Here is a 25,175-nt window from a genome sequence, read left to right on the forward strand (position 1 = left end):
TATGTTCGTCAGATTCTTCATCGACCGGCCCATCTTCGCCTCTGTGGTGGCCATCATCATCCTGATGGTTGGCGGCCTGAGCATCCTCGCCCTGCCCGTTGCCCAGTATCCACAGATCTCGCCGCCTTCGGTCCGGGTCACGGCCAGCTACACCGGAGCGGACGCCCAAACCGTGGAGCAGTCGGTGGCCACGCCCATCGAAGAGCAGGTCAACGGCGCCCAGGACATGATGTATATGAACTCCATCTCGTCCAACGACGGCTCCATGAACCTCACCGTGACCTTCGACCTGGGACGCGACCTGGAGCTAGCCACCGTGGACGTGCAAAACCGGGTCAACCTTGCCCTGCAACAGCTGCCCCAGGAGGTCCGCAACACTGGCGTCCAGGTCAAAAAGCAGTCGCCCGAATTCGTGCTGATCATCAGCCTGACCTCGGACCAGCCCCAATTCGATTCGCTCTTTCTGAACAACTACGCCAAGATCAACCTGTATGACGCCATCAAGCGCATCGACGGCGTGGGCGATGTCAACCTGTTTGGCGACCAGGATTACGGCATGCGCCTCTGGCTTGAGCCGGACAAGCTGGCCTCCTACGGCCTTACGGTCACCGACGTGATCAACGCGGTGAACGAACAGAACGTCCAGGCCCCGGCCGGCCAGCTGGGGATGCCGCCCGCGCCCAAGGGCCAACAGTTCCAGATGACCCTGCGGGTCAAGGGACGGCTGACGGACGCCGAGGAGTTCGGCAACATCATTCTCAAGGCCAACGAGGACGGCAGCACGGTCAAAGTGCGCGACGTGGCCCGTGTGGAACTGGGAGCCAAGAGCTACTACACATTCTCCAGGCTCAACGGCAAGTCCACGGCCTCGCTGCTGATCTACCAACTACCCGGCTCCAACGCCCTGGACGTGTCCAAGAATATCAAGAAGACCATGGCCGAACTCGAAGCCTATTTTCCCCAGGGAATCGAATACTCCATCCCCTACGACATCACCCGGTTCGTCAATTCGTCCATAGACGAGGTCATGGATACCCTGTTCGAGGCCCTGCTGCTGGTCTTCCTGGTGGTCTTCATCTTCCTGCAGAACTGGCGCACCACAATCATCCCGATGGTCTGCGTGCCCGTCTCGCTCATCGGCACCTTTGCCCTGTTTCCGCTGCTCGACTTCTCCATCAACACCCTGACCCTCTTCGGTCTGGTCCTGGCCATCGGCATCGTGGTGGACGACGCCATCGTGGTGGTCGAGGCCACGCAGCGGATCATCGACGAGGAAGGACTCTCGCCCAAGGAGGCCACCAAGAAGGCCATGACCGAGGTCACAGGCCCCATCATCGCCTCCACCCTGGTGCTTGTGGCGGTCTTCGTTCCCGTGGCCTTCATGGGCGGCATCACGGGCCAGCTCTACAAGCAGTTCGCCTTGACCCTGTCGGTGTCGGTGATCATCTCGTCCATCAACGCCTTGACCCTCTCTCCCGCCCTGAGCGCCCTGCTGCTGCGGCCATACACCCCTATCCGGGGTCCGCTGGGCTGGTTCTTCGGCCGGTTCAACGCCGTCTTCGACGCCGTGAGCCGCCGCTACAACGCGGCGGTCGGAGCCATAGTCAGGCGCTCGGCCCTGGGCATCCTGACAGTGGCGGTCTTCGGCATCGGCTGCGGCGGGCTCTTCTCCATCCTGCCATCGAGCTTCGTGCCCGACGAGGACCAGGGCTACTTCATCGTCAACGCCATGCTCCCCGAAGGGGCGTCGCTGGAACGCTCCAATGCGGTGGCCGACAAGATCGAGCAATACCTCGAAAGGGCTCCGGGCATCAGTGACTATGTGACCCTTGGCGGATTCAACATGCTTACCGGCGCGTACTCGTCCTATTGCACGACCGTGTTCGTCATGCTCGACGACTGGTCGGAGAGGACCACGACGGACCTCTCCTTCGCGGCCGTCCTGGGCCGTGCGCAACAGATGTTCAGGGGTATCCAGGAGGCCATTGTCATGGGCTTTCAGCCGCCGCCCATACCGGGACTCAGTTCCACTGGCGGGCTCCAATTCGAATTGCAGGACCGCACGGGCGGCTCCATCGATGACCTTTCGGCCGTGGCCGAGACCTACATGCGCGAAGCGGCGAAACGTCCCGAGGTGGCCAACCTCTTCACCTCCTTCAGCGCCCAGGTGCCGCAGTACATGGTCGACATCGACCGCGACAAGGTCAAGAAGCTCGGTGTGCCCCTCAAAGAGGTCTTCCAGACCATGCAGACCAACCTCGGCGGCTATTACATCAACGACTTCAACAAGTACGGCCGCACATACCGGGTCATGGCCCAGGCCGAACCCCAGTACCGCACCCGGCTTGACGACCTGAACCGCTTCTACATGCGCTCTTCCGACGGCCAGATGGTCCCGCTCAGCACCCTGGGCACGGCAGAGAGGATAACCGGACCGGAATACATCCAGCGCTACAACATCTTCCGCACCGTGGAGATCAACGCGGCCACCCCGCCGGGCTACAGCTCGGGCCAGACCATCCGGGCCATGGAGGAAGTGGCGGCAGCCACCCTGCCCGAGGGCTACGGCCATGACTGGACGGCCATCGCCTATCAGGAGAAACATTCCGGCGGTCAGACCGGCCTGGTCTTTGCCCTGGCCATCGTCATGGTCTTCCTGGTCCTGGCCGCCCAGTACGAGAGCTGGGCTACGCCCTTTGCCGTCATCCTGTGCGTGCCCCTGGGCATATTCGGAGCCATGGCCTCTCAGTGGATTCGAGGACTTGACGACAACGTCTATGCCCAGATCGGCCTGGTCATGCTCATCGGCCTGGCAGCTAAAAACGCCATCCTCATCGTCGAATTCGCCAAGGAGAAACACGAGCAGGGACTGTCTCTGCCTGAGGCAGCCATGGCAGCGGCAAAATTGCGGTTCAGGCCCATCCTCATGACCTCCTTTGCCTTTATCCTGGGCGTCATTCCGCTGGTCACGGCCTCGGGCGCGGGCTCGTCGAGCCGCCACGCCCTCGGCACCTCGGTCTTTGGCGGCATGATCGCAGCCACCTGCCTCGGCGTGCTCGTGGTGCCCGCCCTGTACGCCTTTGTGCAGGAAATGGCCTTGAAAACGCGGCAGGCGCTGAAGCGGGGACTGGGCACCAATCAATAGACAGTGTCGACAGGCCGCCCATGCGGCGGTCCGTCTGACGACAATGCCCCAAGGGGGCCGAGCCGCCCTTGCCGCTGTTGCGGTCGAGCAATCGACGTGCTACCCAGCCCCGACATCATGTTGGAGGCAACGCCATGTCATATGTCGAGGAATTCCGGGCTGCGGCAAGCCGCACTGCCAGATGGGGACTGGGCGAATTCGCTCTGGGGGATGCGGACAGCCCCCTGGACCGGGCCATCCTCAACGAGCTTGAGGCGTCAAGCCACATTCCGTTCGGCGAGCGGGCGGGAAAGGCCATGACCGTGAACTTCGGCATGTTTCACATGCTGGTCAAAAAATACAACATGACCGGCTGCGTCATCACCATGGGTTCGGTCTCGGTGGAAGGCAGGGCGCTGATGGACGCGCCCCCGGCCCGCTTCAAATCCATGCTGGCCGAGCAAAGCGGCGAGGAGAACCTCGGCTCCTATCACCTGTGGACCACCCTGCCCGGCGGCGTGATCCTCGACCATGCCATCCTCTCGTCCCTGCACCGCGAGGGGCTTGCCGAGATCAACCCCGTGATCCCGTCGGAACGGGTCGTGTGCGCCCCGGCCGACGCATTGCCTCACGGACTCGCCTACCATCCCGCCGTGGTGGGCGAGGAGTTCCTCGTGGCCTCAGGCACCATCGACCGCGAGGCCATGGACTACCTCATGGGCGGAAGTTTTCCCAAGCAATACTGAGCCGTGAACCGCGATCTTCAATCCGTGCGCCCTGGCCCGAGCGGCTTGCCGCAATGGGGGCAGACGGTGTCGCCTGTCTTTCCTGCGTCTCCGTGTTCCACGAACCCCGCGCTCAAGATGCCCGCTGGCACGGCAAACATGGCGATGCCGAGCAGGGCAATGACCGAGGCCAGCAACCGTCCCATGCCCGTGACGGGGTACACGTCGCCGTAGCCCACGGTGGTCATGGTCACGATGGCCCACCACATGGACTGGGGGATGGAACTGAAGGCTTCGGGCTGCGCTTCGCTTTCGAGGTAGAACATCAGGCTTGACGCAATCATGAGCAGGATGAGCACCGCAATGCAGGCCACCACAAGTTGTTCCTTCTTTTGCACCACCACCCGGCAGAATATCTGGATGGCCTCGGAATATCGGCCGAGCTTGAGTACGCGCATCAGGCGCATGAGCCGCAGGGCGCGCAGAAAGATGAGATCAGTGGGCAGCAGGAGCGGAAGATAGACGGGAAGGATGGCCAGGAGATCAACCAGCATCAGCGGGGTGAGGGCATATCTGAAGCGTCCGGCCAACCCCTGGGCGCGGCCAGGACCACCCACCCAAAGCCGGGCCAGATACTCCACGGTGAAGATGCCGACGGAAAGCCACTCAAACGCCTTGAGCCAGAATTCGAACACAAGGGAAACTTCACGTACGGTCTCAAGAATCAAGGCCGCTATGTTGAGGAGAATGAGGGCCATGAGAAAGATTCTGACCATTCCGGCTCGAGGATTGCGCCCCTCCGGGTCTTCAAGCAGTAAATAAAGTGTCTCTTTCAGCGATTCGCCCACGGCGTCCTCCCAATGGATGAAACTGACTATAGACGCCTTCGGACGCCGCCTGTCAACGAGTCCGGCGCATACGGCTTTGCAAAATACCGGCATCGGGTGTACACCCGGCTGAAACGACCCCTATATCAAACGGATGATTGTGACGATGAGGTTTACGGACAGGATTCGCAAGGAAGGCTACACCCGCTATCGCGGCGCGGTGGACGCCTCGGTGTACGAATACTTCAACTGCGAGCACTCGTGGAAGGCGGTATGGTTCCTCAAGGACGGCCACTACCAGTGCTGCGGCTGCAAGGAACGGTGCGAAACCTCGGACCCGGACGGTTTCCAGCTTTTTCTCGACATCCGATAGCCCGAACAGGACAGGACAGGGAATGCGCCCCATCACACGCCTCATACTCAGCCTCGCCGTAGTGGCCTGCATGGCCGCAACGGCCAGGGCCGACGAATTCCGGGACATGGAGATATGCCTTGGCAGGCAGATGCTCGCCCGTCTGCTGTGCAAGCCCGCCGACGAGATCAACTACGTTTCCAGAATGCGCGATGGCCTCTACCTCTTCTCGGCCTTCTACGCCAACCGCGAAACCCACTTCTTCGTCGGCGTGGACCGCGATGTCATTCGGATTCAGGGCAGGGAGTTCAAGACCGTGACCAGGACCATCCCCTATCACTTCGACACCTCCTCCAAGTGCGCTGTGGTGGATTACAGGACCCCCGGCTGCCCGGTCACCGGCCCCATCGTCTGCTGCGCCGAAAAGACCGAAGAGGATCGGCAGGAGGAGAGGTTCTGGAACCGCCCCATCCCCGAGCTGCTTGAAGAGGACCTGCGCCGGGCCCTGCAGGGCGTCAACGCCACCGACAACGGCCAGCAGCCTGAATAAGGGCTGCTTGAAAGGCAGAGAGAAAAGGGGCTCCTCAAATACGGCGCAGCCAGGCGATCAGCCCGAGCAAGGCCACCGCGGGATACAGAGGCCACCATACTTCGCGGACAACACAGACGGCCCCCACGACAGCAAGCATGAGCACATAGGCCCAGGCCTCCGCCATGCGCCAAAGCGAAGTGCGCGTCCCCGGAGCGATACCCTGATGGCGAAAACGTGAAAGGGGTGCCCCCGGAGAGGCCCCCGTTGGGGCCGTACGCCGCGACGACTGAAGCTTCCTGCCGCATTCCTCGCAGAATCGCGCCTCGTCGTCGTTCTTTGTTCCACAGCCTGTGCAAATGATCACGGCGTGTTATCGCCTTTTCGCCCTTTGTGGTCAAGCTCTGAACGGCCAGGGCGCCCCTCCCCTCACAATCTCAGCATGGGGCAAAGCCATCACCCTCAAGAAGCCGACAGGAAATCTGGCGGTCTGCCCCGTCTGCCCGGGACGCCCCTGTTGACTCCGAAGCCCGCAGCAATTAACACCTTTGGGGGCGGCCAGGATTCCCGGCCGCAAAACATTCACCAGGCCGGTCCAAAGCGGCGCGGCCGAAACACCCCGGACGGCCCGGCGGAGGCGAAGATGGCTGACACCACCTGCAAGGAAAACCCCATGAAGGGGATTCCGCTGGACATCAACTTCACCACCTTCATCTATTCCCTGTCATCCTCGGCCATGGTCGCCTTGGGCGAGGCTCCCGATCCGAGCACCGGCAAGGTCGAGCTCCAGCCGCAAATGGCCAAGCATACCATCGACGTACTCGGCATGCTCAAGGAAAAATTCGAAAAAGGGCTGGATGACACGGAAAGAAAACTGCTGTGCGACATCGTCTACAACCTGCGCATGGCCTATATCAACAAGGTCCGCTAGCCCCACGCACCCCAACGATAAACCGAAGCGGAGACTGTCATGTCCCATATGATCAAGGCGGGGCTGGTCGGCGTGACCGGCTACACCGGCATGGAGCTTGCCCGGCTCATGGTCCACCACTCCTCCATGGAGCTGGTGCGCGTCACCTCCAGGGCCGAGGCGGGCAAACGGCTGGCCGACATCTATCCCTTTCTCCACCGGCTGCCCCTTGGCGAGCTGGTCATCACCCGACCCGACCCGGCCGATCTGGCCGAGGAATGCGATGTGGTCTTCCTGGCCGTGCCCCACAAGACAGCCATGGAGATCGCCGCCACCCTGCTTGAGCAGGGCGTCAAGGTCGTGGACCTGTCCGCGGACTTCCGCCTCAACGACAAGTCAGTGTACGAGCACTGGTACGCCACGGAACACACCCGGGCCGGGCTGCTCCCCGAAGCCGTCTACGGGCTGCCCGAACTCTATCTCGACCAGATCATGGGGGCGCGGCTCATCGCCAACCCCGGCTGCTATCCCACCTCGGCCATCCTCGGCCTGGCCCCGGCCCTGAAGGCAGGCATTGTCGAGACCGGCGACATCGTCATCGACGCCAAATCCGGCGCTTCCGGCGCGGGACGCGGGGCCAAGGTAGGCACCCTGTTCTGCGAGGTGGCCGACTCCTTCCGCGCCTACGGACTGCCCAACCACCGGCATACGCCGGAAATCGAGCAGGAAATTTCCAAGATCGCCGGAACCGGCATCACCGTTTCCTTCAACACCCATCTGCTGCCCATCGACCGGGGCATCCTCTCCACCATCTACACCCGGCTCAAGGGCTCGACATCCATCGAAGAGGTCCACGACATCTTTACCGAATTCTACTCGGACAAACCCCTGGTGCGGGTACTCCCCAAAGGGCTGCTGCCCGAGACGCGCCACGTTCGCGGCACGGTCTTCTGCGACATCGGGCTGGTGGTGGACCAAAGGACCAACCGACTGGTGATCCTCTCGGCCATCGACAATCTCTGCCGGGGCGCCTCCGGGCAGGCGCTGATGAACGCCAACCTCGTCTGTGGACTGGACATTGACGAGGGATTGCCCATGGCCCCCATGATGCCCTAGGCGCATTCCGCCGTCTTGCCCCAGGGGCCGGTCGTCAATGACGACCGGCCCCTGCCCTCCCCCATAAAACCTGATGCAATTCCCGCCACTTTCCGCTATACTTTCTGTAAACCCTTAACCGGACGCTCCATGCCTGAAGCCCGCTACATCCCCACCGACCGCTTTGAGGAACTCAACCTCATTGATCTCGACGGAGTATTCGGGGTTCTTGATGTTTACTGCGACAACTTTCTCCCGGACATGGAGGCATGCCAAGTCTTCCTCGCCCGCATCCTTGGCACCCCCGGAGCGTCGACTCATCCGGCCACCCGGCCCCGAGTGGCCGCGCTGCTGCGCAAGGCGTTGGCCTTCGGCCCCTTCCATCTGCCCACCATGGAAATCGCCCACAACCTGACTGGCAATGCCGAACTGGGCGAACGTATCCGCAAGCTGCGTTCCCTGGCCCTGGATTCTTCCCTCTCCGATCCCCGGGCGCTCATGAGTGACGAGGGACTGTTCCTGCGCAAGCGAAACAAGCTGCTGGACATGCTCGAGGACAAACCGGGCCATGTGACTGCCGCGTCGCATCTCCTCTACCTGGACGCATGCCGGGGCCTTGCCTCCGACCAATGGCTGGCCCGGTTCACCGTACCGAAATTCGTGCGTACGCAATGGGAACGCCGACTGTTGCTGCACTACGCGGCCACGGGCGAGACAGACCGCGCCCTGGCCCTGTGGCCCGGCGTGGCCCAAGGGCCTATCTGCGAGGTGGAGCTCAACTGCGCTGCCGAACTCTTCGCCGCCTCGGGCGACCGGGACCGGGCTGCCACCTGCTACGCCCGGTCCCTTGAGATCGATCCCGCCCAGACCCCGGCGCGGCTGCGGCTGGTCGAACTGCACAGCCCCACCCTGGCCGACGCAAACCTCCCGGCCCAACGCGATGTGACCATCTGCCTGTATTCATGGAACAAGGCCGAGGACCTGAAACGGACCCTGGCCAGCCTTGCCGAGACCAACCTGGGCCGGGCCAGGATACGGGTGCTGCTCAACGGCTGCACGGACGACAGCGCCCAGGTGGCCGAGGCGGCCCGGACGCATTTCCCCGAACGCGACTACGCGGTGCTGGCCCTGCCGGTCAATGTGGGCGCCCCGGCGGCCCGCAACTGGCTGGGTGCGCTGCCCGAGGCCCGCGCCAGCCAGTTTGTGGCCTACATCGACGATGATGTGGAACTGCCCGAAGACTGGCTGGCCCATTTTCTCACGGTCATGGAGCGCCATCCGAACACCGCCGTGGTCGGCTGCAAGGTGGTCTTCGGGGCCGACCCGAGGATGGTCCAGTACCTGTACCGCGCCTTTGCCCTTGCCCGGCCAGAAATCATCAAACTGACCGACCCCTGCCAGGTGGCGCAGATGGACCGGGGCCACTACGACTTCGTCCGGGAAACCGACACGGTCATGGGCTGCTGCCACCTGCTGCGCACCGCCTGCATGCCTGACGGACCTGACTTCGATCTGCGCTACTCCCCTACCCAGGTGGACGATACCGCCCACGACCTGACCCTGAGACTGCAAGGACATGAAGTCCGTTACTGCGGGCTGGTCCGCTGTCGGCACCACCAGAACACAGGCGGCGGCTTCAGACGCCAGATGACCGACGCCCAACTGGGACAGGCCCTGGGCAATGACATGAAATTCCACTATTTTTTCAAGGCGCATCTGGAGCGTATCAAGGCGATCATGGCCAATGCCGCCCGGACCTGAAAGCCGACACCGAAAATCGACACCTGCCCCCTTGCCATCCACCGGGGAATGCGCTAAGTACCCCGGACTTCAAATTCACACATCCCGCCCATAACTCCGGGTGGCCCGTGATGTCACGGGCTCCTTTACAGGCTGCGGGATGGACGAAAAACCCAGGAGATCACCATGGCTTACGTTACCATGAAGCAGATGCTGGAAACCGGCGTCCACTTCGGCCACCAGACCCGCCGCTGGAACCCCAAAATGCGCCCCTACATCTTCGGCGCTCGCAACGGCATCCACATCATGGACCTGCAGCAGACCGTCAAGATGTTTGCCACGGCCCATGACTTCATCGTGGACACCGTCGCCCGGGGCGGCAAGATCCTGTTCATCGGCACCAAGCGTCAGGCCCAGGAGGCCGTGACCCAGGAAGCCCAGCGCGCCGGCATGTTCTACGTCACCCACCGCTGGATGGGCGGCACCCTGACCAACTTCCAGACCATCAAGAAATCCATCGACCGCCTCAAGCACCTGGAGCAGATGTTCGAGGACGGCTCCATCTCCCGGTACACCAAGAAAGAGGCCGTGGGTATGAGCCGCGAGGTCAAGAAGCTCAACCTCGCGCTGGGCGGCATCAAGGACATGAACGACGCGCCCAGGGCCGCCTTTGTCATTGATCCCAAGCGCGAGCACATCGCCATCATGGAGTGCCGCAAGCTCGGCATCCCGGTAGTGGCCGTGGTCGACTCCAACTGCGACCCGGACATGGTGGACTACATCATCCCCGGCAACGACGACGCCATCCGCGCCATCAAGCTCTTCGCCGCCCACATGGCCGACGCCTGCATCGAGGGCGCCGCCATGCAGAAAGATTACGCCAAGACCGCAGACGAGGCCAAAGCCGCCCCCAAGGCCGCTCCCGCCGAGCAGGCCGCGGCGACCCCCGAAGCTGAAACCGCAACCGAAGAAAAAGCCGCGGCTCCCGCCGAGGCCACTACCGAGGAGAAGTAAGCATGGGCATCACCGCATCCCAGGTCAAGGAACTGCGCGAAAAGACCGGCGCAGGCATGATGGACTGCAAGAAGGCGCTGGTCGAATCCGGCGGCGACGAGGAAAAGGCTGTCATGTACCTGCGCGAGAAAGGCTTGTCCAAGGCCGCCAAGAAGGCCGGACGCGCCACCTCCGAGGGTCTCGTCACCCCCTATGTCTCGGCTGACGGAAAGACCGTGGTTCTTTCAGAACTGATGTGCGAGACCGATTTCGTGGCAAAGAACGAGGACTTCCAGTCCTTTGCCGCAGCCCTTTCCGAAAAGATCTCCGGCCTTGACGTGACCAGCGGCGCAGCCGCCGACCTTCCTGCCGAGGTGGCCGACGTGACCGACCTCATCGCCAAGCTGGGAGAAAACATGGGTGTGGGCCGCTTTGTCAAGGTGGCCACCGACGGCGTTGTTGGCGTCTACATCCACTCCAACAACAAACTTGGCACCCTTGTCGAACTAAAAGGCTCCGACGACGAGGCCCTGGCCAGGGACATTGCCATGCACGTGGCAGCCATGAATCCCGCCTGCATCAGCCCCAAGGAACTGCCCCAGGATACGCTGGACAAGGAAAAGGCGCTGTACATGAAGCAGGCCATGGACGAGGGCAAACCCGCCGAGATCGCCGAAAAGATCGTCATGGGCCGCCTGAGCAAGTTCTACAAGGAGGTCTGTCTCATCGAGCAGACCTTCATCAAGGACGACAAGAAGAGCATCAAGGACCTGCTCGGCAAGGCCGAGGTTGCCAGCTTCCATCGACTGGCCCTAGGCGAGGGCGCACCAAAAGACGCCGACAGCGACGACTAAAAAAATGAAAACGGGCCGCACGGCCCGTTTTTTTTGATCGCAAAACATGCTATCGCCAGTGGGCGAGTTCATCACTGACACGCAAAGACCTAGAGGTGAAAATGGAAACGATGCGGTATTCGCGGATATTGCTGAAACTCAGCGGCGAGGCCCTGGCCGGGGAACAGCGCTTCGGCATCGAGCCCGAAGCCATCGGCCAGTTCGCAAAAGAGATCGCCCAGGTGGCCACCACCGGACTCCAGGTGGCCCTGGTCATCGGCGGCGGCAACATATTCCGCGGAATGGCCGCCAGCGCCAAGGGCATGGAGCGGGCGCAGGCAGATTACATGGGTATGCTGGCCACGGTCATGAACGCCTTGGCCGTCCAGGATGCGCTGGAGAAGAACGGTTGCAGCACCCGTGTCATGACAGCCTTCAGCATGGCCGAGGTGGCCGAGCCCTACATCCGCCGACGCGCCATCCGGCACTTGGAGAAAGGGAGAGTGGTCATCTGCGCGGCAGGCACCGGCAACCCCTACTTCACCACGGACAGCGCCGCCACCCTGCGGGCTCTGGAGCTCAAGTGCGACGCCATCTTCAAGGCCACCAAAGTGGACGGCGTGTACGACAAGGACCCCCTCAAGTTCCCCGACGCCGTCCGCTACGACACCGTCACCTACATGGAAACACTGGAAAAAAGGCTGGGGGTCATGGACTCCACAGCCATCACCATGGCCCGGGACAACAATCTGCCCATCATCGTCTTCAACCTGTACGAGGAAGGCAACATCCGCAAGGCCGCCAGTGGCGAGAACATCGGTACCACCGTCCAAGGAGGAAACTGACATGCAAACCGTACTCAACGATGGCAAAAAGCGCATGGCCGGAGCCATTGGCGCCCTGGAAAAGGATTTCGCGAAGCTGCGTACCGGACGTGCCACCACAGCCCTGGTGGATACTATCGTGGTCGATTACTACGGTACCCCGACCCCCATCAACCAGCTCTCCTCGGTCTCGGTGCCCGACGCCAAGACCATCACCATCCAGCCCTGGGACAAGGGTGCCTTCGGAGCGGTGGAAAAAGCCATCCAGACCTCGGACCTCGGACTCAACCCGGTCAATGACGGCAAGATCATCCGCATCGTCATCCCGCCCCTGACCGAGGAGCGGCGCAAGGAACTTGTCAAGGTCGCCAAAAAGTACACCGAGGAATGCAAGATCGCCATCCGCAACGTCCGCCGCGACCTCAACGACACCCTCAAGAAGCTGGAAAAAGACAAGGAAATCAGCGAAGATGAGCTGAAAAAGGGCGAGGCCGACGTGCAGAAGCTGACCGATGACTTCGTCAAGCAAAGCGACAGCGTCCTTGCTGCCAAGGAAAAAGAAATCCTGGAAATTTAGGAAAAACCTCTTTTGCAAAGCATCACACCTCCCACCCATGTGGCCATCATCATGGACGGCAACGGCAGGTGGGCAAAACAGCGCGGGCTGCCCAGGACCGAGGGCCACAGGGCCGGTACCGAGGCGGCCCGCGCAGTGGTCACCCGCTGCCGCGAGCTCGGGGTCGGATACCTGACCCTCTACACCTTCTCCAAGGAGAACTGGGCGCGCCCCAAGGACGAGGTGCGCACCCTCTTCGATCTGCTGACCACCTTTCTCACCCGCGAGGAATCGAGCTTGGTCAAGCAGTCCATCCGTCTCAAGGTGCTTGGCGAATTGGAAGACATGCCCCTGGCCGTCCGCCAAGCCCTCAAGCACGTCATGCGCCGGACCGCCCACTGCGAGGCAATGACCCTCAATCTGGCCCTCAACTACTCGGGCCGCGACGAGATCGTCCGGGCGGCCAAAGCCCTGCTGGCCAAAGGCGTGGCCCCGGAAGCCGTGACAGAGGAGAGGTTCGAGGCCGAGCTGTGGACCGCCGGGCAACCCGACCCGGACCTGATCATCCGCACCAGCGGCGAGCAGCGATTGTCCAACTACCTGCTCTATCAGTGCGCCTACGCAGAATTCTACTTCACAGACACCTACTGGCCCGACTTCACCCCTGACGAACTGGACAAGGCCATTGCGGAACTAGCCGGGCGGCGGCGCCGTTTCGGCCTGACCGACGAGCAACTCGACTGATCTGAAACGAGCGGCGGCTTGGGCGGGAACAGGCTCCGCGCCTTGCCCCCACGCAGCAAATAGCGTACACAGTTTCCACTCGCCACCAATCCGAAATCACATGAAAAGCGCCAAAGACAAGCTATGACCATCGCCCTGCACAAAAAACGGCTCGCCACCGCGGTGTGCCTGACGGCCATCCCGGCGCTTGCCCTCGTTTTTCAGGGTTGGGTGCTTTTCGTGGTCCTGGCCCTGTTCTGCTCCCTGACCCTCTGGGAGTTCTACACCATGTTCCAGCCCATGCCCGGGGCAACGACCATCAAGGGGCTGGGGGCGGCATTCACCTTCGTGATGCTGGGCGCCTTTGCCACCGGAGAACCCGGCTACCCTGCCATGGTTTTCCTCGGGGCCTTCTGGACGGCGGCGGTTTTGTTCCTCCTCCGTTTCAGCAGCGATTCGACCTCCTCCTTCAAGCCCTTTCTCGTCTTTCTGGCCGGACTGATTTACATCCCCCTCAATTTCCACTTTCTCCTCTCCTTCTCCCGCCACGAGATCCTGCTCGTCATCGGGGCCGCCGCCATCTCTGACACGGCGGCCTTCTACTGCGGCACTCTCTGGGGCAAGAAAAAAATCTGGCCCAAGGTCAGCCCCAAAAAGTCCTGGGTCGGCAGCCTCGGGGGGATGGCGGCCTGTATGCTCGCCACTACCGCCTTCGGCCTGAGCTTTGGCACAGCCCACATCTGTCAATGGCTGCTGCTTGGCGCAGCCCTCAACATTGCCGCGCAGATGGGCGATTTTTTCGAGTCCGCCCTCAAGCGCTCCCTGGACATCAAGGACTCCGGCTCACTCCTGCCCGGCCACGGCGGCCTGCTCGACAGGGTGGACAGCCTGCTCCTGGTGGTGCCAACCTACGGCCTCATCCGCATGGCCCACACTTTCTTCTAACCGGGTAGCACGGTGAAGACATACATCTCCGCCTGGCCGCAAGCCGCCACCCTGCCCGACTTCCCGCGCTCCGTCGCCGTGCTCGGGTCCACAGGCTCCATCGGCGTCAACGCCCTGAAGGTGATGGAGACCCACCCGCAACTCTTCAAGATCACAGCCTTGTCCGGCGGACGAAACGGCTCGCTGCTGGCCGAACAGTGCGCGCGGTTACGGCCGCCCTACGCAGCCGTCCTCGACGATGCCGCACGACGCGAATTCGTGGCGCATCTGCCCGCCGGGTATTCGCCCCAGATTCTCGTCGGCCCCGAAGCCTTCGCCACCCTGGCCGCCCTTGACGAAGTGGACACGGTCCTCTCAAGCATCGTGGGCGCTGCCGGATTCGAACCGACCCTGGCAGCGGCCCGAGCGGGCAAACTCATCTGTCTGGCCAACAAGGAGTCCCTGGTACTCGGCGGCCACATCATCCGCGCCGCCTGCCATGCCTCGGGCGCGGTGATCCTGCCTGTGGATTCCGAACACAACGCCCTTTTCCAGGGTCTCATGGGCCATGGCCGCGATCACGAAATAGCCCGGCTCATCCTCACGGCTTCGGGCGGCCCCTTTCGCGGCCGCGCCGCCGCCTCCCTCAGGGAAGTCACCCTCGAACAGGCCCTGGCCCACCCAAACTGGAGCATGGGCGCGAAAATCTCCATCGACTCGGCCACCCTGATGAACAAAGGGCTTGAGGTCATCGAGGCATGCCACCTCTACGGTCTGCCCGTGGACATGGTCCATGTGGTGGTCCACCCCCAGTCCATCGTCCACTCGCTGGTGGAATACGTGGACGGATCGCAGCTGGCCCACCTTGGCATTCCCGACATGCAGATACCCATCGCCCATTGCCTGGGTTTCCCCCATCGCCTCGGACTGAACCTGCCCCGGCTCGACCTGGCCAGCGTGGGCTGCCTGACCTTTGAGGAACCTGATCTGGGGGCTTTCCCCTGCCTGAACCTGGCCCGCCAGGCCCTGGATGCCGGACCGAGCCACCCGGTGGTGCTCAACGCGGCCAACGAGATGGCCGTGGCCGCCTTTCTGGACCGGCGGATAGGTTTTGCAGACATCCCGGCCACCATTGAGACCGCCCTTGACCGTCACCAGCCCATGGACGTATCCACCCCAGAGGCGGTGCTCGACCTGGACAGCGTCGTCCGGGAGGAAATCCGCCGCGCCCTCTGGCCTGTCGCGGATTGATGCTTATCTCTGTAAAAAGCCGCGACAACACCACAGCGGGCGGCCCCATGAGGACTCTATGCTGACAAGCGCTATCGCCATTATCCTGGCCCTTGGAGGGCTGATTTTCTTCCACGAACTCGGCCACTTCGCCGTGGCCCGTCTCTTCGGCATGGGAGTGAGGACCTTCTCCCTCGGCTTTGGTCCCCGCCTGGCCGGATACACTTCCGGGCGCACCGAGTACAAACTCTCGGCCATCCCTCTTGGGGGCTACGTCCAACTGGCGGGCGAACAAGGCGAAGACGAGGAGGAGTTCCCCGAGGACCAACTCTTTGCCGCGCGCCCCGCCTGGCAAAGGCTTTGCGTGGTTGCGGCTGGACCTCTCTTCAATTTCCTGCTCGCCTTTCTCATCTACTGGTTCCTGGCCCTGGCCCAGGGGCAGGGAGTGATCATGCCCACCGTGGGAGATGTCATGCCCGAGAGCCCGGCCTTTGAAGCAGGGCTACGCAAGGACGACCATGTCCTGAGCGTGGACGGCAGGCCCATGGACTCCTGGAACCAACTGGTGGAGACGATCCGCGCCGGCAACGAAACCCCGCTGCGCTTCGAGGTGGCCCGCGGCAATGAGAGGCTGCTTCTCACCGTGACCCCCAGGGTGAACACGGTCAAAAACCTCTTCGGCGAGGAAGTGACCGTGCCCATGGTGGGCATCGGCCAGGGCGGGGTCATTGAATATCGGCCCGTGGAGGGCCTTGGGGCGGGCATGGCCCTTGCCCATACCTGGACCATGTCCAAGGTCGTGGTCAAGGGATTCGTCAGCATCATTGAGCGGCTCATTCCGGTGGAGTCCATCGGCGGCCCCATCATGCTCGCCCAGATGGTCCACACCAGCGCCCAGTCCGGGTTCTATGACCTGCTGGCAATGATCGCCATCATTTCCATCAACCTGGCCATCATCAATCTGCTGCCCATCCCGGTACTCGACGGCGGCCATATCGTCTATTTCCTGCTCGAGATGATCTTCCGCCGCCCTGTCAGTGACCGCTGGAAGGCGGCCGCAACCCGTGTTGGCATCCTCCTGCTGCTGATGCTCATGAGCCTTGCCATCTTCAACGATGTCCGCCGCCTGCTCTCATAAGCCGCATGAGCTGACCCTGGCCCTGTCCGGGGTTGAGGACCGCCTCCAGATGGCGCTTGGCGAGCCGTCGGAAACGGGCTGGACGCTCCTCGCCTCGCGGGAATGGACCGTGCCCGGGCAGTCGGTGCGTTTCCTGGCTCCGGGCATCAGGGAGACCCTGGACGGGTTCGGCGTGACGGCCTCGGCCATTACCCGCATCGCCTGCGTACGCGGTCCTGGCAGCTTCACCGGGCTACGACTGGTCCTGGCCGCAGCCCAGGGCATGGCCGCCGGCATCGGCGCCGCCCTGGCCGGCATCGACCTCCTCCCCCTGCTGGCCTCAGGACCTGGGCCGCTGCTGACCACCCCCCTGCACGTCCTGACCTATGCCCGACGCGGGCTGGTATATCACCAGAGCTTCCACCCCCCGTCGCTGACCCCCCTGACTCCGCTGACGGCCTGCACCCTGGCCGAGTCGGCCGAGCGCATGGTCAGCCCCGACGCCCCCGCCCACCTCTTGGGCAGCGGCCTGCGCCGCAACAAAGACTTCTTCGCCGACCTGACCGCCAGAGCGCCGCATCTATCTATTCTCCCGCCCAGATGGGACACCCCGTCGCCCGAGCTTCTGCTGGCGGCGGCCATGGCGGCCCAATATGCCCACGCCCCTTTGGAGCCGTGCTATGTCCGGCCTTCCGACGCGGAGACGAACCTGCCCCACATTGCCAGGCAACGCGGCCTTGACCCCGATGAAGCGGCACAGCGCCTGCGCGACCTCGGCCTAGGCCGATAAGCCGCCTGTTCCGATCAGTGATAAAACAGCCTCCCGGCTGATGGACGGCTCATGCGAGCCGGTCATCCGGGAGGCCATGTGGGGGCGTGTCCCCAGCCGACGCGATATGTCGACTCAGGGGGTCAGGCGGTCCGCCGTCTTTTCGATCTGACGGCCCAGCGGCGTCTGAAGAGAAATTTCGCGCTCGACCTTGGTGATGCCCTTGAGCACCGTGGAATGTCTGCGGCCGAGTTTTTCCCCTATGTCCTTGAGGGAGAGATCGGTATGCTTGCGGGCCAGATAAAAGGCGGTGTTACGCGCCAGCACGATCTGCCGCTTGCGGCTCTTGGACTTCAGCTCGTCCTCGGACAACCCGTAGCTCTTGCAGATGAACTCCACAATATTGAGAAAATCCGGTGCGCAGTGGTGCACGGCATAGTTGTCGAGCACTTCCCAGGCAAGGCTGAGGGTCACGGCCCTGTTGAGGAGCCGGGCCTTGAGCACAAGATTGTGCAGGCAGCTTTCGAGCTGACGGATATCGGTGGTGATGCGCTCGGCCAACAGTTCGGACACCTCCACAGGCACGACCACCTGCAGCTTGCGGGCCTTTTCCATCACGATTCTGCGCCGGGTCTCCATGTCGGGCCGGTTGATGTGGGCCAGAAACCCGGAGCAAAAACGCGACACCAGGCGGTTGTCCACGCCGGAAAATTCCTTGGGCATGAAGGAACTGGTCAACAGAACCTTGCACCCACGCTCGCGTAGAGCAGTGAGGGTGCACAGAAGCTCCTCCTGCATCTTCTCCTTTCCCTGAAAGAAGTGAACGTCCTCAAGGAGCAGCACATCAAGATTCTCGCGGAACTGCGCCTTGAACACGTCCACCTGCCGGGACTTGATTGCCAGCACCATGCGGGTGGCGAAGTCCTCGGACGACAGGCAGGCGACTTTGAGCCGTTTTCGGTTGGCGGCCCGACACAGCTGATTGCCCACCGAGTGCAGCAGATGCGTCTTGCCCAGGCCGGGGCCGGAACTAAGAAAGAGATGGTCCGAGGAAAAAACACTCTCGCACAGGCTCTTGCTGGCCGCACAGGCCAGTTCATTGGAGGACCCGACCACAAAATCGTCGAAGGAGAATCGCCAATTATGCACGGTGACGGCCTTTGGGGCCTCGGCTATTGGCAGACCGAGCTGGGCGGACGCGGCCTCGCGGGGCCTGGAGGCAGGGGCAGCGGGTGCGGCTGTGGGGGCGGAGGCCACGACAGTGATTCTGGGATCAGTGCCCATAACCTCGGCTGCGGCCTCGCGTATCACCAGAAGCAGACGCTCGCGCACCCAGTTGGCCACGAACTCGTTGGGGGCTGAAAGTGTCAGCCTGCCGCCCTCGACCACGCCGTCAAGGGGTTTGATCCAGACAGTGAAGAGACCGGGGTTGAGGCTCTTTTCAAGCGAAGTGCGTATTTGCGTCCAGGCAGCTTTCATCATGTCGTGTGAGATAGTGGATTGACCGGGCCAAGACAATTCTTGATTTTCAATTGTGAGATCAAAGCCGGGCTGGGGTTATCTACAGTTGCCAACCACAAACACGCTTCGCAACAACCTGAAATTATATGGCATTAACACAAAACGGCTGGCGGAGACGATTCCCGGTCTCAAACCAGTGAAACGGGCGTCCGCCAAGGCTTCCCGGGGTTTCGATTTTTTCTAGATTTTCTATTTATCAACATCCTGTGGATTTTTTTTCAACAGTCACAAATCTGTATTTCGACGAATTTTCAAAGATTGGATGATTTTTCTTTTATCTCGATTTTATTTTCTCACTTTTGCTACCGACACCATTTCCGACCGCGAAGGAGGGGTATATCTTAATTGCTTGAAATAAATCAAAAAATATAAAAAGCAGTGATAACCGTTTTCATCAACGATCACACACTTGTCACACTGCTGCCACACGAGCCCGCCCATAGCAAGGCTCCCGGCAGGAGGACCAATTATGAACACACAAAAATCTTGGAAATTCGAGAATAAAACACCTTGACAAAAAAAGTACAAGGCGTTTCGGGGACCAGCCCCATGGGAAGAAATCCCGGGCTGTTGGAAAAATTTCTAGTCGGCCTGAACTCGGGTCGGATACTTGCCGCAAGCGAATTTCGGCGATTCCGGGCAGTAACCCAACTGTTCGCATCGGGCGCCACCGCTGGCGAACAGGGCCGGGAGCCGCTCGCGGCAGAGTTCCAGCATGGCATCGGCCAGGGCGCGAATCTCCCACTGCGCCCGGTTGCAGCAGCGCAGGTTAAAGAAATGATGCAGACTGCGGCAATTCATGGTCATGACAATCTTGGTTTCGGCCGCCTGGGGAAGGACAAAACGGGCATCTTCGTTAGCCTTGGTCTTGCGGCCATGGGACACCAGGATTTCACGCAGATCGCCGTAGGCCGAACGGACCTCGTCAATGAACCGCTCGAAGCGCTCCCTGGCCTCGGGAATCCTGGCGATGGCCGGAGGCATGATGTAATCAAGGTCGTTTTCAGCCACATAGCGCTGGCTTTGCTGCGAATAGGAGGCAATGCGATGGCGCACTATCTGGTGTGAACACGCACGAGAGACACCCTCCACCGCAAAGGTCAGGGACACATGCTCCACCGGGCTGTCGTGACCGGACTCCATGGTCTTGCGCACGAAATCGGCCTGGGTCTCGCGGTCGATCTCGCCCGAGAGCAGTCGGGGCCACATGTCGCCAACGAACCCGGCGTGGTAGCACTGCCGGAAGGCGGCATAGATAAGCGACAGGGCATCGGGGGTCATGGACAGGAGTTCGACCCTGAGTTTTTTTTCGGGCATAGACGGGGCTCCGTGGCGGCTGGTGTGCATTCGGGTTTCACTGTGTAGCGCAAAGAGTCAGGGCTGTCACCCTCCGGCCGCCTTCCATCCGCGCTTTGGTCTTGACGGGCCGCAAGATTGGGAGCAAAGAGGCCCCATGGAAACCACCACCCTTGTCACCATCCTCCAGGCATCCATCGCCCCCTTTGTACTCATTTCCGGCATCGGCTTGCTGCTGCTCTCCATGACCAACCGCATCGCCAGGCCCACGGACCTCATCCGCCGCCTACTCGAAATGCTCCCCACAGCGCCCGAGCGGGATGTGAAATTCCTTCTCGGTCAAGTGACCGTGCTGCGCAAACGCTGCTCCATCATGCGCTGGGCCATCTTCTACTCCATCCTGGCCATCGTCTGCGTCAGCTGCGTGATGCTGCTGCTCTATGCCAGCCTGCTCTTCGACATCCCGCTGCATTTCATGGTCGAGGTGCTTTTCGGCGGCTCCCTTGTCAGTCTGATCATCAGTCTGCTCTACCTGCTTGAGGACATCCGCATCACCCTGCGCTCTCTTGACCTGGAAATCGAACGCCACGAAGGAAATAGCGACTAGAGCGCGATCTTGGCCAGGGCGTCTTCGGCCATGTCCTCCAAGGAGCCTGCGGCTTGGAGGATGAAATGGAGTACGCCGTAAAAAACCGGCTCCATGGTCTCCAACCGGGCCGAAAGCTCTCGCCACGCAGCATCCCGGTCCTCGTTGCCCTCCCGCTCCACGACCCTGGCTGCCAGGGTTCGTGAATCGGCCATGAGATAGAAGACTTTGCCCGCACCGTGGATATGCGGGTGAATCAATGGATCGGCCACCAGCCCGTCGGCCAGGACAATGACCGCCGCCGGTCCGGTCAGCGCGGACATGGCCGAAGCGGCATCAGCGGGTGTCGCCACATCGAGACCGAGCCGCTCTGCCAGGAGCCTGGCCAAACCATTCCTGCCGCTGCCGGGAAGCCCCACGAGCACCACCCTTCCGGTGGTTGCCCAGGGGTCGGCATAATCCTCGCGCCGCTCACCCCGGCCATGGGTCCGGGTGATTCCGGCCTCGTCCACCTCGACCACTTCCTTGCCCAGATGATCGTATCGCACACCGCACTCCTCGCGCTGACAGATGTTTTCCTTGCGGGAGCGAGGGTATCAAGTAGGATGGGGGCAACGCAAACGGTTTGAGGAGACCATGCCCAAGGATCTGATCCATTTCGACACGGCCAAGCGGACTGCCCGCGGCCTTGCGGACACGCGCTTCGCCCCCTGCCTCGCCGCTGAAGGCCACGGCCTGCTGCTCGGCTCGGTCTTTCACGATGCCCTGTTCTATGCCGCCTGGCCCGGCGACGCCCCCCTTGAGCGGCTGGCCCACGCCCTCCATGGCGCACAGGGAGAAGACACCTACGCTCTGGTCAGGATGCTGACTACCCATGCCCGAAGGAACGGCTCGTCCCTGGCCGTCTCGATACTGGTCGGAGTCGTGTCCCATCTCTTCGCGGACGCGGTCATGCACCCGCTGGTCTGGCACCTGACCGGCGACTACTACGCCACCGATGCCAAAGCGCGATCCCTGGCCCGTCAGCGCCACCGCGCTCTGGAGTCGCTCATGGACATGGTCGCCTGCCCGCACATGCTTGGCCGGTCTCGGTACAGCCTGCGGTTCATGCTGCATCGCTGCCCGGCCCTGCTCGAAAACGGCCTGCCCGTGGCCGACCTCGCCGCCATGGCGGGAATGGATTCGGACGCTGCCCGAGCCGGACTTGCCCGCGCCTGGCGCATCTTCGCCCTGTTCCAGGCAGCCTACTGGTCCCGACCGCTGGCCCTCGCCGCCTTTGCCCTGCGTCCCCATCTGCCGCCGACTGCGGCCGAACTGGCCGCCCTAGCCTACGCGCCACAGCTCCTGCGTCAGGCCCGACCTCTGTCCGGCTCCATATCCTTTCGCCATCCGGTCACGGGCGAAAGGCACTCTGCCACCCTTGACCAACTCACAGACGAGGCGGCGCAGCGGGCTGCCGCCCTGTGCCGCAAACTCGAACCCGCAGTTTTCGGCCCAAAACCCCTTGAGCCGAACAGGATCGCTCCGGGCGAAACCGGCCCTTCCATGGACGCCGGACTGCCCGGGGTGGAAAGCGGCCGCATGCGCCACTTCGCCGATCCGCCCTTCCCAGAACTGGCCTGACCCGGTCAAAGTACAAGACCGTTGCGCTCGCCACTCGGATGGCCTAGGCTGCAGATACTGACAAACACAGGCATTACAGGAGTGCGTACATGAAAAAATTTCTCGTTATCGGCCTTGGCGTGATGGTCATCGGCGTCATCGCCATTATCGTCCTCGCCATTCTCAACCTCGGCACCATTGTCAAAACCGCGACCGAAACCTACGGCCCACGGATCACCAAAACCGAAGTCAGGCTCGGCTCCGCCGACATATCCATCCTCTCGGGCTCGGGTGCTCTCAACAACTTCTTCCTCGGCAACCCCGAGGGTTTCTCCATGCCAAGCGCCCTGGAATGCAAAACTATTTGGGTCAAGGTGGTCAAGGAATCCCTGGCCACAGACACCATAGTCATCGAGGAAATCATCGTGGACGGCCCGATCGTCAGCTATGAACGGCGCGGCAATACCGACAACTTCAAGACCATCCTGAACAATATCAATCAGACCGTGGCCAGCGAGAAAAAAACCGCCCCTGCCGAACAGGAGGCCACCGGGGCCGAAAAAACCATCCAGATCAACAACTTCATCGTCAAAAACGGACGTATCAATGTGGGCGGTTCCCTGCTTGACGCCTTTGGCGCGGACAAGGGCGTGGGCATCGCCCTGCCCGACATCCACATGAAGGACATCGGCAAGGACAAGAAGACCACCCCGGCAGAGGCCTTTGCCCAGGTCCTGGCCGAGATGACCGGCGATGTCGCGGGAACAGTCACCCAACTCGGCCGCGAACTATCCAAGACCCTGGGCAAGGCCATGGAGGGGGCAAGCGAAGGCGCCAAATCCCTGGGCTCCACGGTCAAGGGTCTCTTCGGCTCGGAGTAGTCGCAGACGGGGCCGCGCCAAACCAGGGCGCGGCCCCATTACATTAATATATAGAGCACTGTCCGGGCTCCCGCTCCCCGCCCTGCGAAACAACGCCATGCCACACCCCGCACCCTACACAGCCCATCCCCTCACCGAGCCTGACGGCCTCGTGGATGTCCGCATCCAGATCAACGGCAAGACCTGGCACCTCTGGGGCCGCAAGGGGCAAGAGCGCGAACAGACCCTGGCCGCGACCGTGGAGCCGGGCCGTCTGCCGGTGCTCATCGGGGCCGGGCTCGGCCACTGTCTGCGCTCTCTCGCCGCGCTGGGCGGCCCGGTGGCCGTGGTGGATCGCGAAACCTCCATTGAAAAGATCACCGGGGTACGCCGCCAAATGGAAGAACACCCGGCCGTGACCTGGGTCGACGATGGTGAGCCACAGGCCGTGCTGGACCGGCTCCAGCGCTGGCGTGCCGCCCATGGCCACGCCCCGCCGCAGCCGATGATCATCCCCCTGTATCAAAGACTCGATCCGGCCTATTACGGCTCCATCGCCCATGCTCTCAAAGCAGAGGCGAAAGCGGACTTCCGTGCCGAAGCCGCCTATCCCAAATTCCGCTCGAAGATGCCGCGTGTCCTGTTCCTCGACTCCAGCTACTTCCTGTGCGGGGAGATTGTGGCCGCCCTGGCCCGGCTCGACACTCCCCACCGCACCCTGCCCCTCGGGCGCACCGCCACCGGCAGCACCCGGTTCATCGAAGACCTGCTCCATGCCGTTCTTGACTTCCGGCCCGACTTCGTGCTGACCGTCAACCACTTCGGCCTCGACCGCGAGGGACGGCTGGCCGGTCTTCTGGCCGAGCTGGGACTCCCCCTGGCGTCCTGGTTTGTGGACAATCCGGCCCTCATCCTGCACGACTACGCCCACCCCGGAGCGGACAACACGGCGGTCTTCACCTTTGACGCGGGCAACCTTGCCATGTTGCGTTCCCGGGGTTTCGCCCGCGTACAATACCTGCCCCTGGCCACGGACCCTGAGCGGTTCCGCCCGGGACTCGGCACGACCGCTCCGCCGCAGTGGGCCGCCAGGGTCTCCTTTGTGGGCAACTCCATGGCAGGCCCAGTGGCCCGGACACTGGAGATCGCGACTCTTCCCGAAGCCATGCGGGACCAATACCCGGAGGTGGCTGCCGAGTTCGGCGCATCAGGCCAGACCGATGTACGGGGCTTCCTCCTGTCCCGGCGCCCCGACTGGCGCACCGCCCTTGACGAACTGCCCACCCCCGAGCGCCGACTGGCCCTGGAGTCGCTGCTCACCTGGGAAGCCACGCGCCAATACCGGCTGGCCTGCGTCCGGTCCATCCTCGGCTTTTCCCCGCTCATCGTGGGCGACGAGGGCTGGCTGCCCCAGCTCGGCCGTTCTAACGACTGGCGCAGACTGTCGCCGCTGGACTACTATGCTGATCTGCCCCGCTTCTACCCCCTCAGCGAGGTCAGCCTCAACTGCACCAGCCGCCAGATGGCCGGGGCGGTCAACCAGCGGGTCTTCGACGTTCCGGCCTGCGGCGGATTCGTGCTCACCGACAGGCGCGAGCAGATGGACGATCTCTTCGAGCCGGGAACCGAGGTCATCGCCTATGACAGCCCGGACGAGATCCCGGCCCTGACTGCCGAGCTGCTGGCCGACCCGGCCCGGCGCGAAAACGTCTCAAGCGCCGCCCGTGCGCGCATCCTGGCCGAGCACACCTATGATCTCCGGCTGCGCACCCTGCTTGCAGCCATGCGCGAGACCTTCGGCGGCTGAGCGCCGCCCGCCCCCTCATCCCTGCTTTTTCTCGCCGTCTGGCCACCGTGGCGGCCAGGATTTCCCGCCCATGTTCACATTGACTTCACGATCAAAAAAAACATTCACACAACCTAAAGTTTTCCATTGGCCGGACGATCAGTAGGGCAACACAAGAAAGGTCTGCCCGGTAATCCACACCGCCGGAACAACGGATCTTAGGCAAGGAAGCCGAAACACTTTCAAGGAGGAA

Annotated in this window: 25 protein-coding genes; 20 read left to right on the forward strand and 5 right to left on the reverse strand. The window is 62.3% G+C overall.

What is annotated here, in order from left to right:
- The first annotated feature begins 1 nt into the window (after position 1).
- Both GKC30_RS00465 and GKC30_RS00470 read left to right on the forward strand, forming a co-directional pair.
- On the forward strand, positions 2–3,145 hold the full coding sequence (locus GKC30_RS00465; RefSeq protein WP_155931455.1) for an efflux RND transporter permease subunit: 3,144 nt from the start codon (positions 2–4) through the stop codon (positions 3,143–3,145).
- 134 nt (positions 3,146–3,279) lie between these two features.
- A complete protein-coding gene (locus GKC30_RS00470; RefSeq protein ID WP_155931456.1) occupies positions 3,280–3,870 on the forward strand; it encodes a hypothetical protein in 591 nt (196 codons plus the stop codon).
- 17 nt (positions 3,871–3,887) lie between these two features.
- Here GKC30_RS00470 and GKC30_RS00475 read toward each other — a convergent pair whose 3' ends face one another.
- Positions 3,888–4,625, reverse strand: coding sequence for an ion transporter (locus GKC30_RS00475; RefSeq protein WP_231116981.1), 738 nt, complete (start codon positions 4,623–4,625; stop codon positions 3,888–3,890).
- Between the two features lie 217 nt (positions 4,626–4,842).
- Here GKC30_RS00475 and GKC30_RS00480 point away from each other — a divergent pair, with 217 nt between their 5' ends.
- A complete protein-coding gene (locus tag GKC30_RS00480) occupies positions 4,843–5,049 on the forward strand; it encodes a DNA-binding protein (protein ID WP_231116982.1) in 207 nt (68 codons plus the stop codon).
- 22 nt (positions 5,050–5,071) lie between these two features.
- Positions 5,072–5,578, forward strand: coding sequence for a hypothetical protein (locus GKC30_RS00485; protein WP_155931459.1), 507 nt, complete (start codon positions 5,072–5,074; stop codon positions 5,576–5,578).
- 34 nt (positions 5,579–5,612) lie between these two features.
- Here the strand turns inward: GKC30_RS00485 and GKC30_RS00490 are convergent, their stop codons facing one another.
- Positions 5,613–5,924, reverse strand: a complete 312-nt coding sequence (locus tag GKC30_RS00490) for a zinc-ribbon domain-containing protein (protein WP_367613896.1) — start codon at positions 5,922–5,924, stop codon at positions 5,613–5,615.
- Positions 5,925–6,200: 276 nt separating this feature from the next.
- Here GKC30_RS00490 and GKC30_RS00495 point away from each other — a divergent pair, with 276 nt between their 5' ends.
- The 12 genes from GKC30_RS00495 to tsaB all read left to right on the forward strand — a co-directional run bounded on the left by GKC30_RS00495 (position 6,201) and on the right by tsaB (position 17,292).
- Positions 6,201–6,488, forward strand: a complete 288-nt coding sequence (locus GKC30_RS00495; RefSeq protein ID WP_155931460.1) for a DUF1844 domain-containing protein — start codon at positions 6,201–6,203, stop codon at positions 6,486–6,488.
- Between the two features lie 39 nt (positions 6,489–6,527).
- Complete coding sequence (gene argC / locus GKC30_RS00500; protein ID WP_155931461.1) at positions 6,528–7,583, forward strand: N-acetyl-gamma-glutamyl-phosphate reductase; 1,056 nt, start codon at positions 6,528–6,530, stop codon at positions 7,581–7,583.
- Between the two features lie 129 nt (positions 7,584–7,712).
- On the forward strand, positions 7,713–9,323 hold the full coding sequence (locus GKC30_RS00505; protein WP_155931462.1) for a glycosyltransferase family A protein: 1,611 nt from the start codon (positions 7,713–7,715) through the stop codon (positions 9,321–9,323).
- Positions 9,324–9,488: 165 nt separating this feature from the next.
- A complete protein-coding gene (gene rpsB, locus GKC30_RS00510; protein WP_155931463.1) occupies positions 9,489–10,316 on the forward strand; it encodes a 30S ribosomal protein S2 in 828 nt (275 codons plus the stop codon).
- 2 nt (positions 10,317–10,318) lie between these two features.
- A complete protein-coding gene (gene tsf / locus GKC30_RS00515) occupies positions 10,319–11,149 on the forward strand; it encodes a translation elongation factor Ts (RefSeq protein ID WP_155931464.1) in 831 nt (276 codons plus the stop codon).
- Positions 11,150–11,250: 101 nt separating this feature from the next.
- On the forward strand, positions 11,251–11,973 hold the full coding sequence (gene pyrH, locus GKC30_RS00520; protein ID WP_155931465.1) for a UMP kinase: 723 nt from the start codon (positions 11,251–11,253) through the stop codon (positions 11,971–11,973).
- A 1-nt stretch (position 11,974) separates the two neighbouring features.
- The gene (gene frr / locus GKC30_RS00525) at positions 11,975–12,529 is read left to right on the forward strand and encodes a ribosome recycling factor (protein ID WP_155931466.1); all 555 of its coding nucleotides are present in this window, start codon (positions 11,975–11,977) and stop codon (positions 12,527–12,529) included.
- 12 nt (positions 12,530–12,541) lie between these two features.
- On the forward strand, positions 12,542–13,252 hold the full coding sequence (uppS, locus tag GKC30_RS00530; RefSeq protein ID WP_155931469.1) for a polyprenyl diphosphate synthase: 711 nt from the start codon (positions 12,542–12,544) through the stop codon (positions 13,250–13,252).
- Between the two features lie 123 nt (positions 13,253–13,375).
- Positions 13,376–14,176 carry a phosphatidate cytidylyltransferase gene (locus tag GKC30_RS00535; protein ID WP_155931471.1) on the forward strand — a complete coding sequence of 267 codons (801 nt, stop codon included), beginning with the start codon at positions 13,376–13,378 and terminating at the stop codon, positions 14,174–14,176.
- Positions 14,177–14,188: 12 nt separating this feature from the next.
- Positions 14,189–15,406, forward strand: a complete 1,218-nt coding sequence (dxr, locus tag GKC30_RS00540) for a 1-deoxy-D-xylulose-5-phosphate reductoisomerase (protein WP_367613897.1) — start codon at positions 14,189–14,191, stop codon at positions 15,404–15,406.
- Positions 15,407–15,464: 58 nt separating this feature from the next.
- A complete protein-coding gene (gene rseP / locus GKC30_RS00545) occupies positions 15,465–16,523 on the forward strand; it encodes an RIP metalloprotease RseP (RefSeq protein WP_155931473.1) in 1,059 nt (352 codons plus the stop codon).
- Positions 16,501–17,292, forward strand: coding sequence for a tRNA (adenosine(37)-N6)-threonylcarbamoyltransferase complex dimerization subunit type 1 TsaB (gene tsaB / locus GKC30_RS00550; RefSeq protein ID WP_155931475.1), 792 nt, complete (start codon positions 16,501–16,503; stop codon positions 17,290–17,292). Before rseP ends, tsaB begins: the two co-directional genes overlap by 23 nt.
- Positions 17,293–17,406: 114 nt before the next feature.
- Here tsaB and dnaA read toward each other — a convergent pair whose 3' ends face one another.
- Together dnaA and thyX are read right to left on the reverse strand one after the other, a co-directional pair.
- The gene (gene dnaA / locus GKC30_RS00555; protein WP_155931477.1) at positions 17,407–18,753 is read right to left on the reverse strand and encodes a chromosomal replication initiator protein DnaA; all 1,347 of its coding nucleotides are present in this window, start codon (positions 18,751–18,753) and stop codon (positions 17,407–17,409) included.
- 621 nt (positions 18,754–19,374) lie between these two features.
- Entirely contained in the window at positions 19,375–20,109 is a 735-nt protein-coding gene (gene thyX, locus GKC30_RS00560; protein ID WP_155931479.1) for an FAD-dependent thymidylate synthase, read from the reverse strand.
- Between the two features lie 136 nt (positions 20,110–20,245).
- Between thyX and GKC30_RS00565 the strand changes: the two genes are divergently transcribed.
- The gene (locus GKC30_RS00565) at positions 20,246–20,695 is read left to right on the forward strand and encodes a DUF2721 domain-containing protein (protein WP_155931481.1); all 450 of its coding nucleotides are present in this window, start codon (positions 20,246–20,248) and stop codon (positions 20,693–20,695) included.
- Here GKC30_RS00565 and GKC30_RS00570 read toward each other — a convergent pair.
- The gene (locus tag GKC30_RS00570; RefSeq protein WP_367613898.1) at positions 20,692–21,222 is read right to left on the reverse strand and encodes a hypothetical protein; all 531 of its coding nucleotides are present in this window, start codon (positions 21,220–21,222) and stop codon (positions 20,692–20,694) included. The genes GKC30_RS00565 and GKC30_RS00570 overlap by 4 nt on opposite strands.
- Before the next feature lie 88 nt (positions 21,223–21,310).
- Here GKC30_RS00570 and GKC30_RS00575 point away from each other — a divergent pair, with 88 nt between their 5' ends.
- From GKC30_RS00575 to GKC30_RS00585, 3 genes are all read left to right on the forward strand, one after another.
- The gene (locus GKC30_RS00575) at positions 21,311–22,297 is read left to right on the forward strand and encodes a zinc dependent phospholipase C family protein (protein ID WP_196772770.1); all 987 of its coding nucleotides are present in this window, start codon (positions 21,311–21,313) and stop codon (positions 22,295–22,297) included.
- A gap of 89 nt (positions 22,298–22,386) precedes the next feature.
- Positions 22,387–23,157, forward strand: a complete 771-nt coding sequence (locus GKC30_RS00580) for an AsmA family protein (protein ID WP_155931485.1) — start codon at positions 22,387–22,389, stop codon at positions 23,155–23,157.
- A 97-nt stretch (positions 23,158–23,254) separates the two neighbouring features.
- A complete protein-coding gene (locus tag GKC30_RS00585; protein ID WP_155931487.1) occupies positions 23,255–24,943 on the forward strand; it encodes a glycosyltransferase family protein in 1,689 nt (562 codons plus the stop codon).
- The last annotated feature ends 232 nt before the right edge of the window (positions 24,944–25,175 follow it).

Origin of the sequence: Pseudodesulfovibrio alkaliphilus (genome assembly GCF_009729555.1) — a bacterium.
In the GTDB taxonomy this organism is placed as follows: domain Bacteria; phylum Desulfobacterota; class Desulfovibrionia; order Desulfovibrionales; family Desulfovibrionaceae; genus Pseudodesulfovibrio; species Pseudodesulfovibrio alkaliphilus.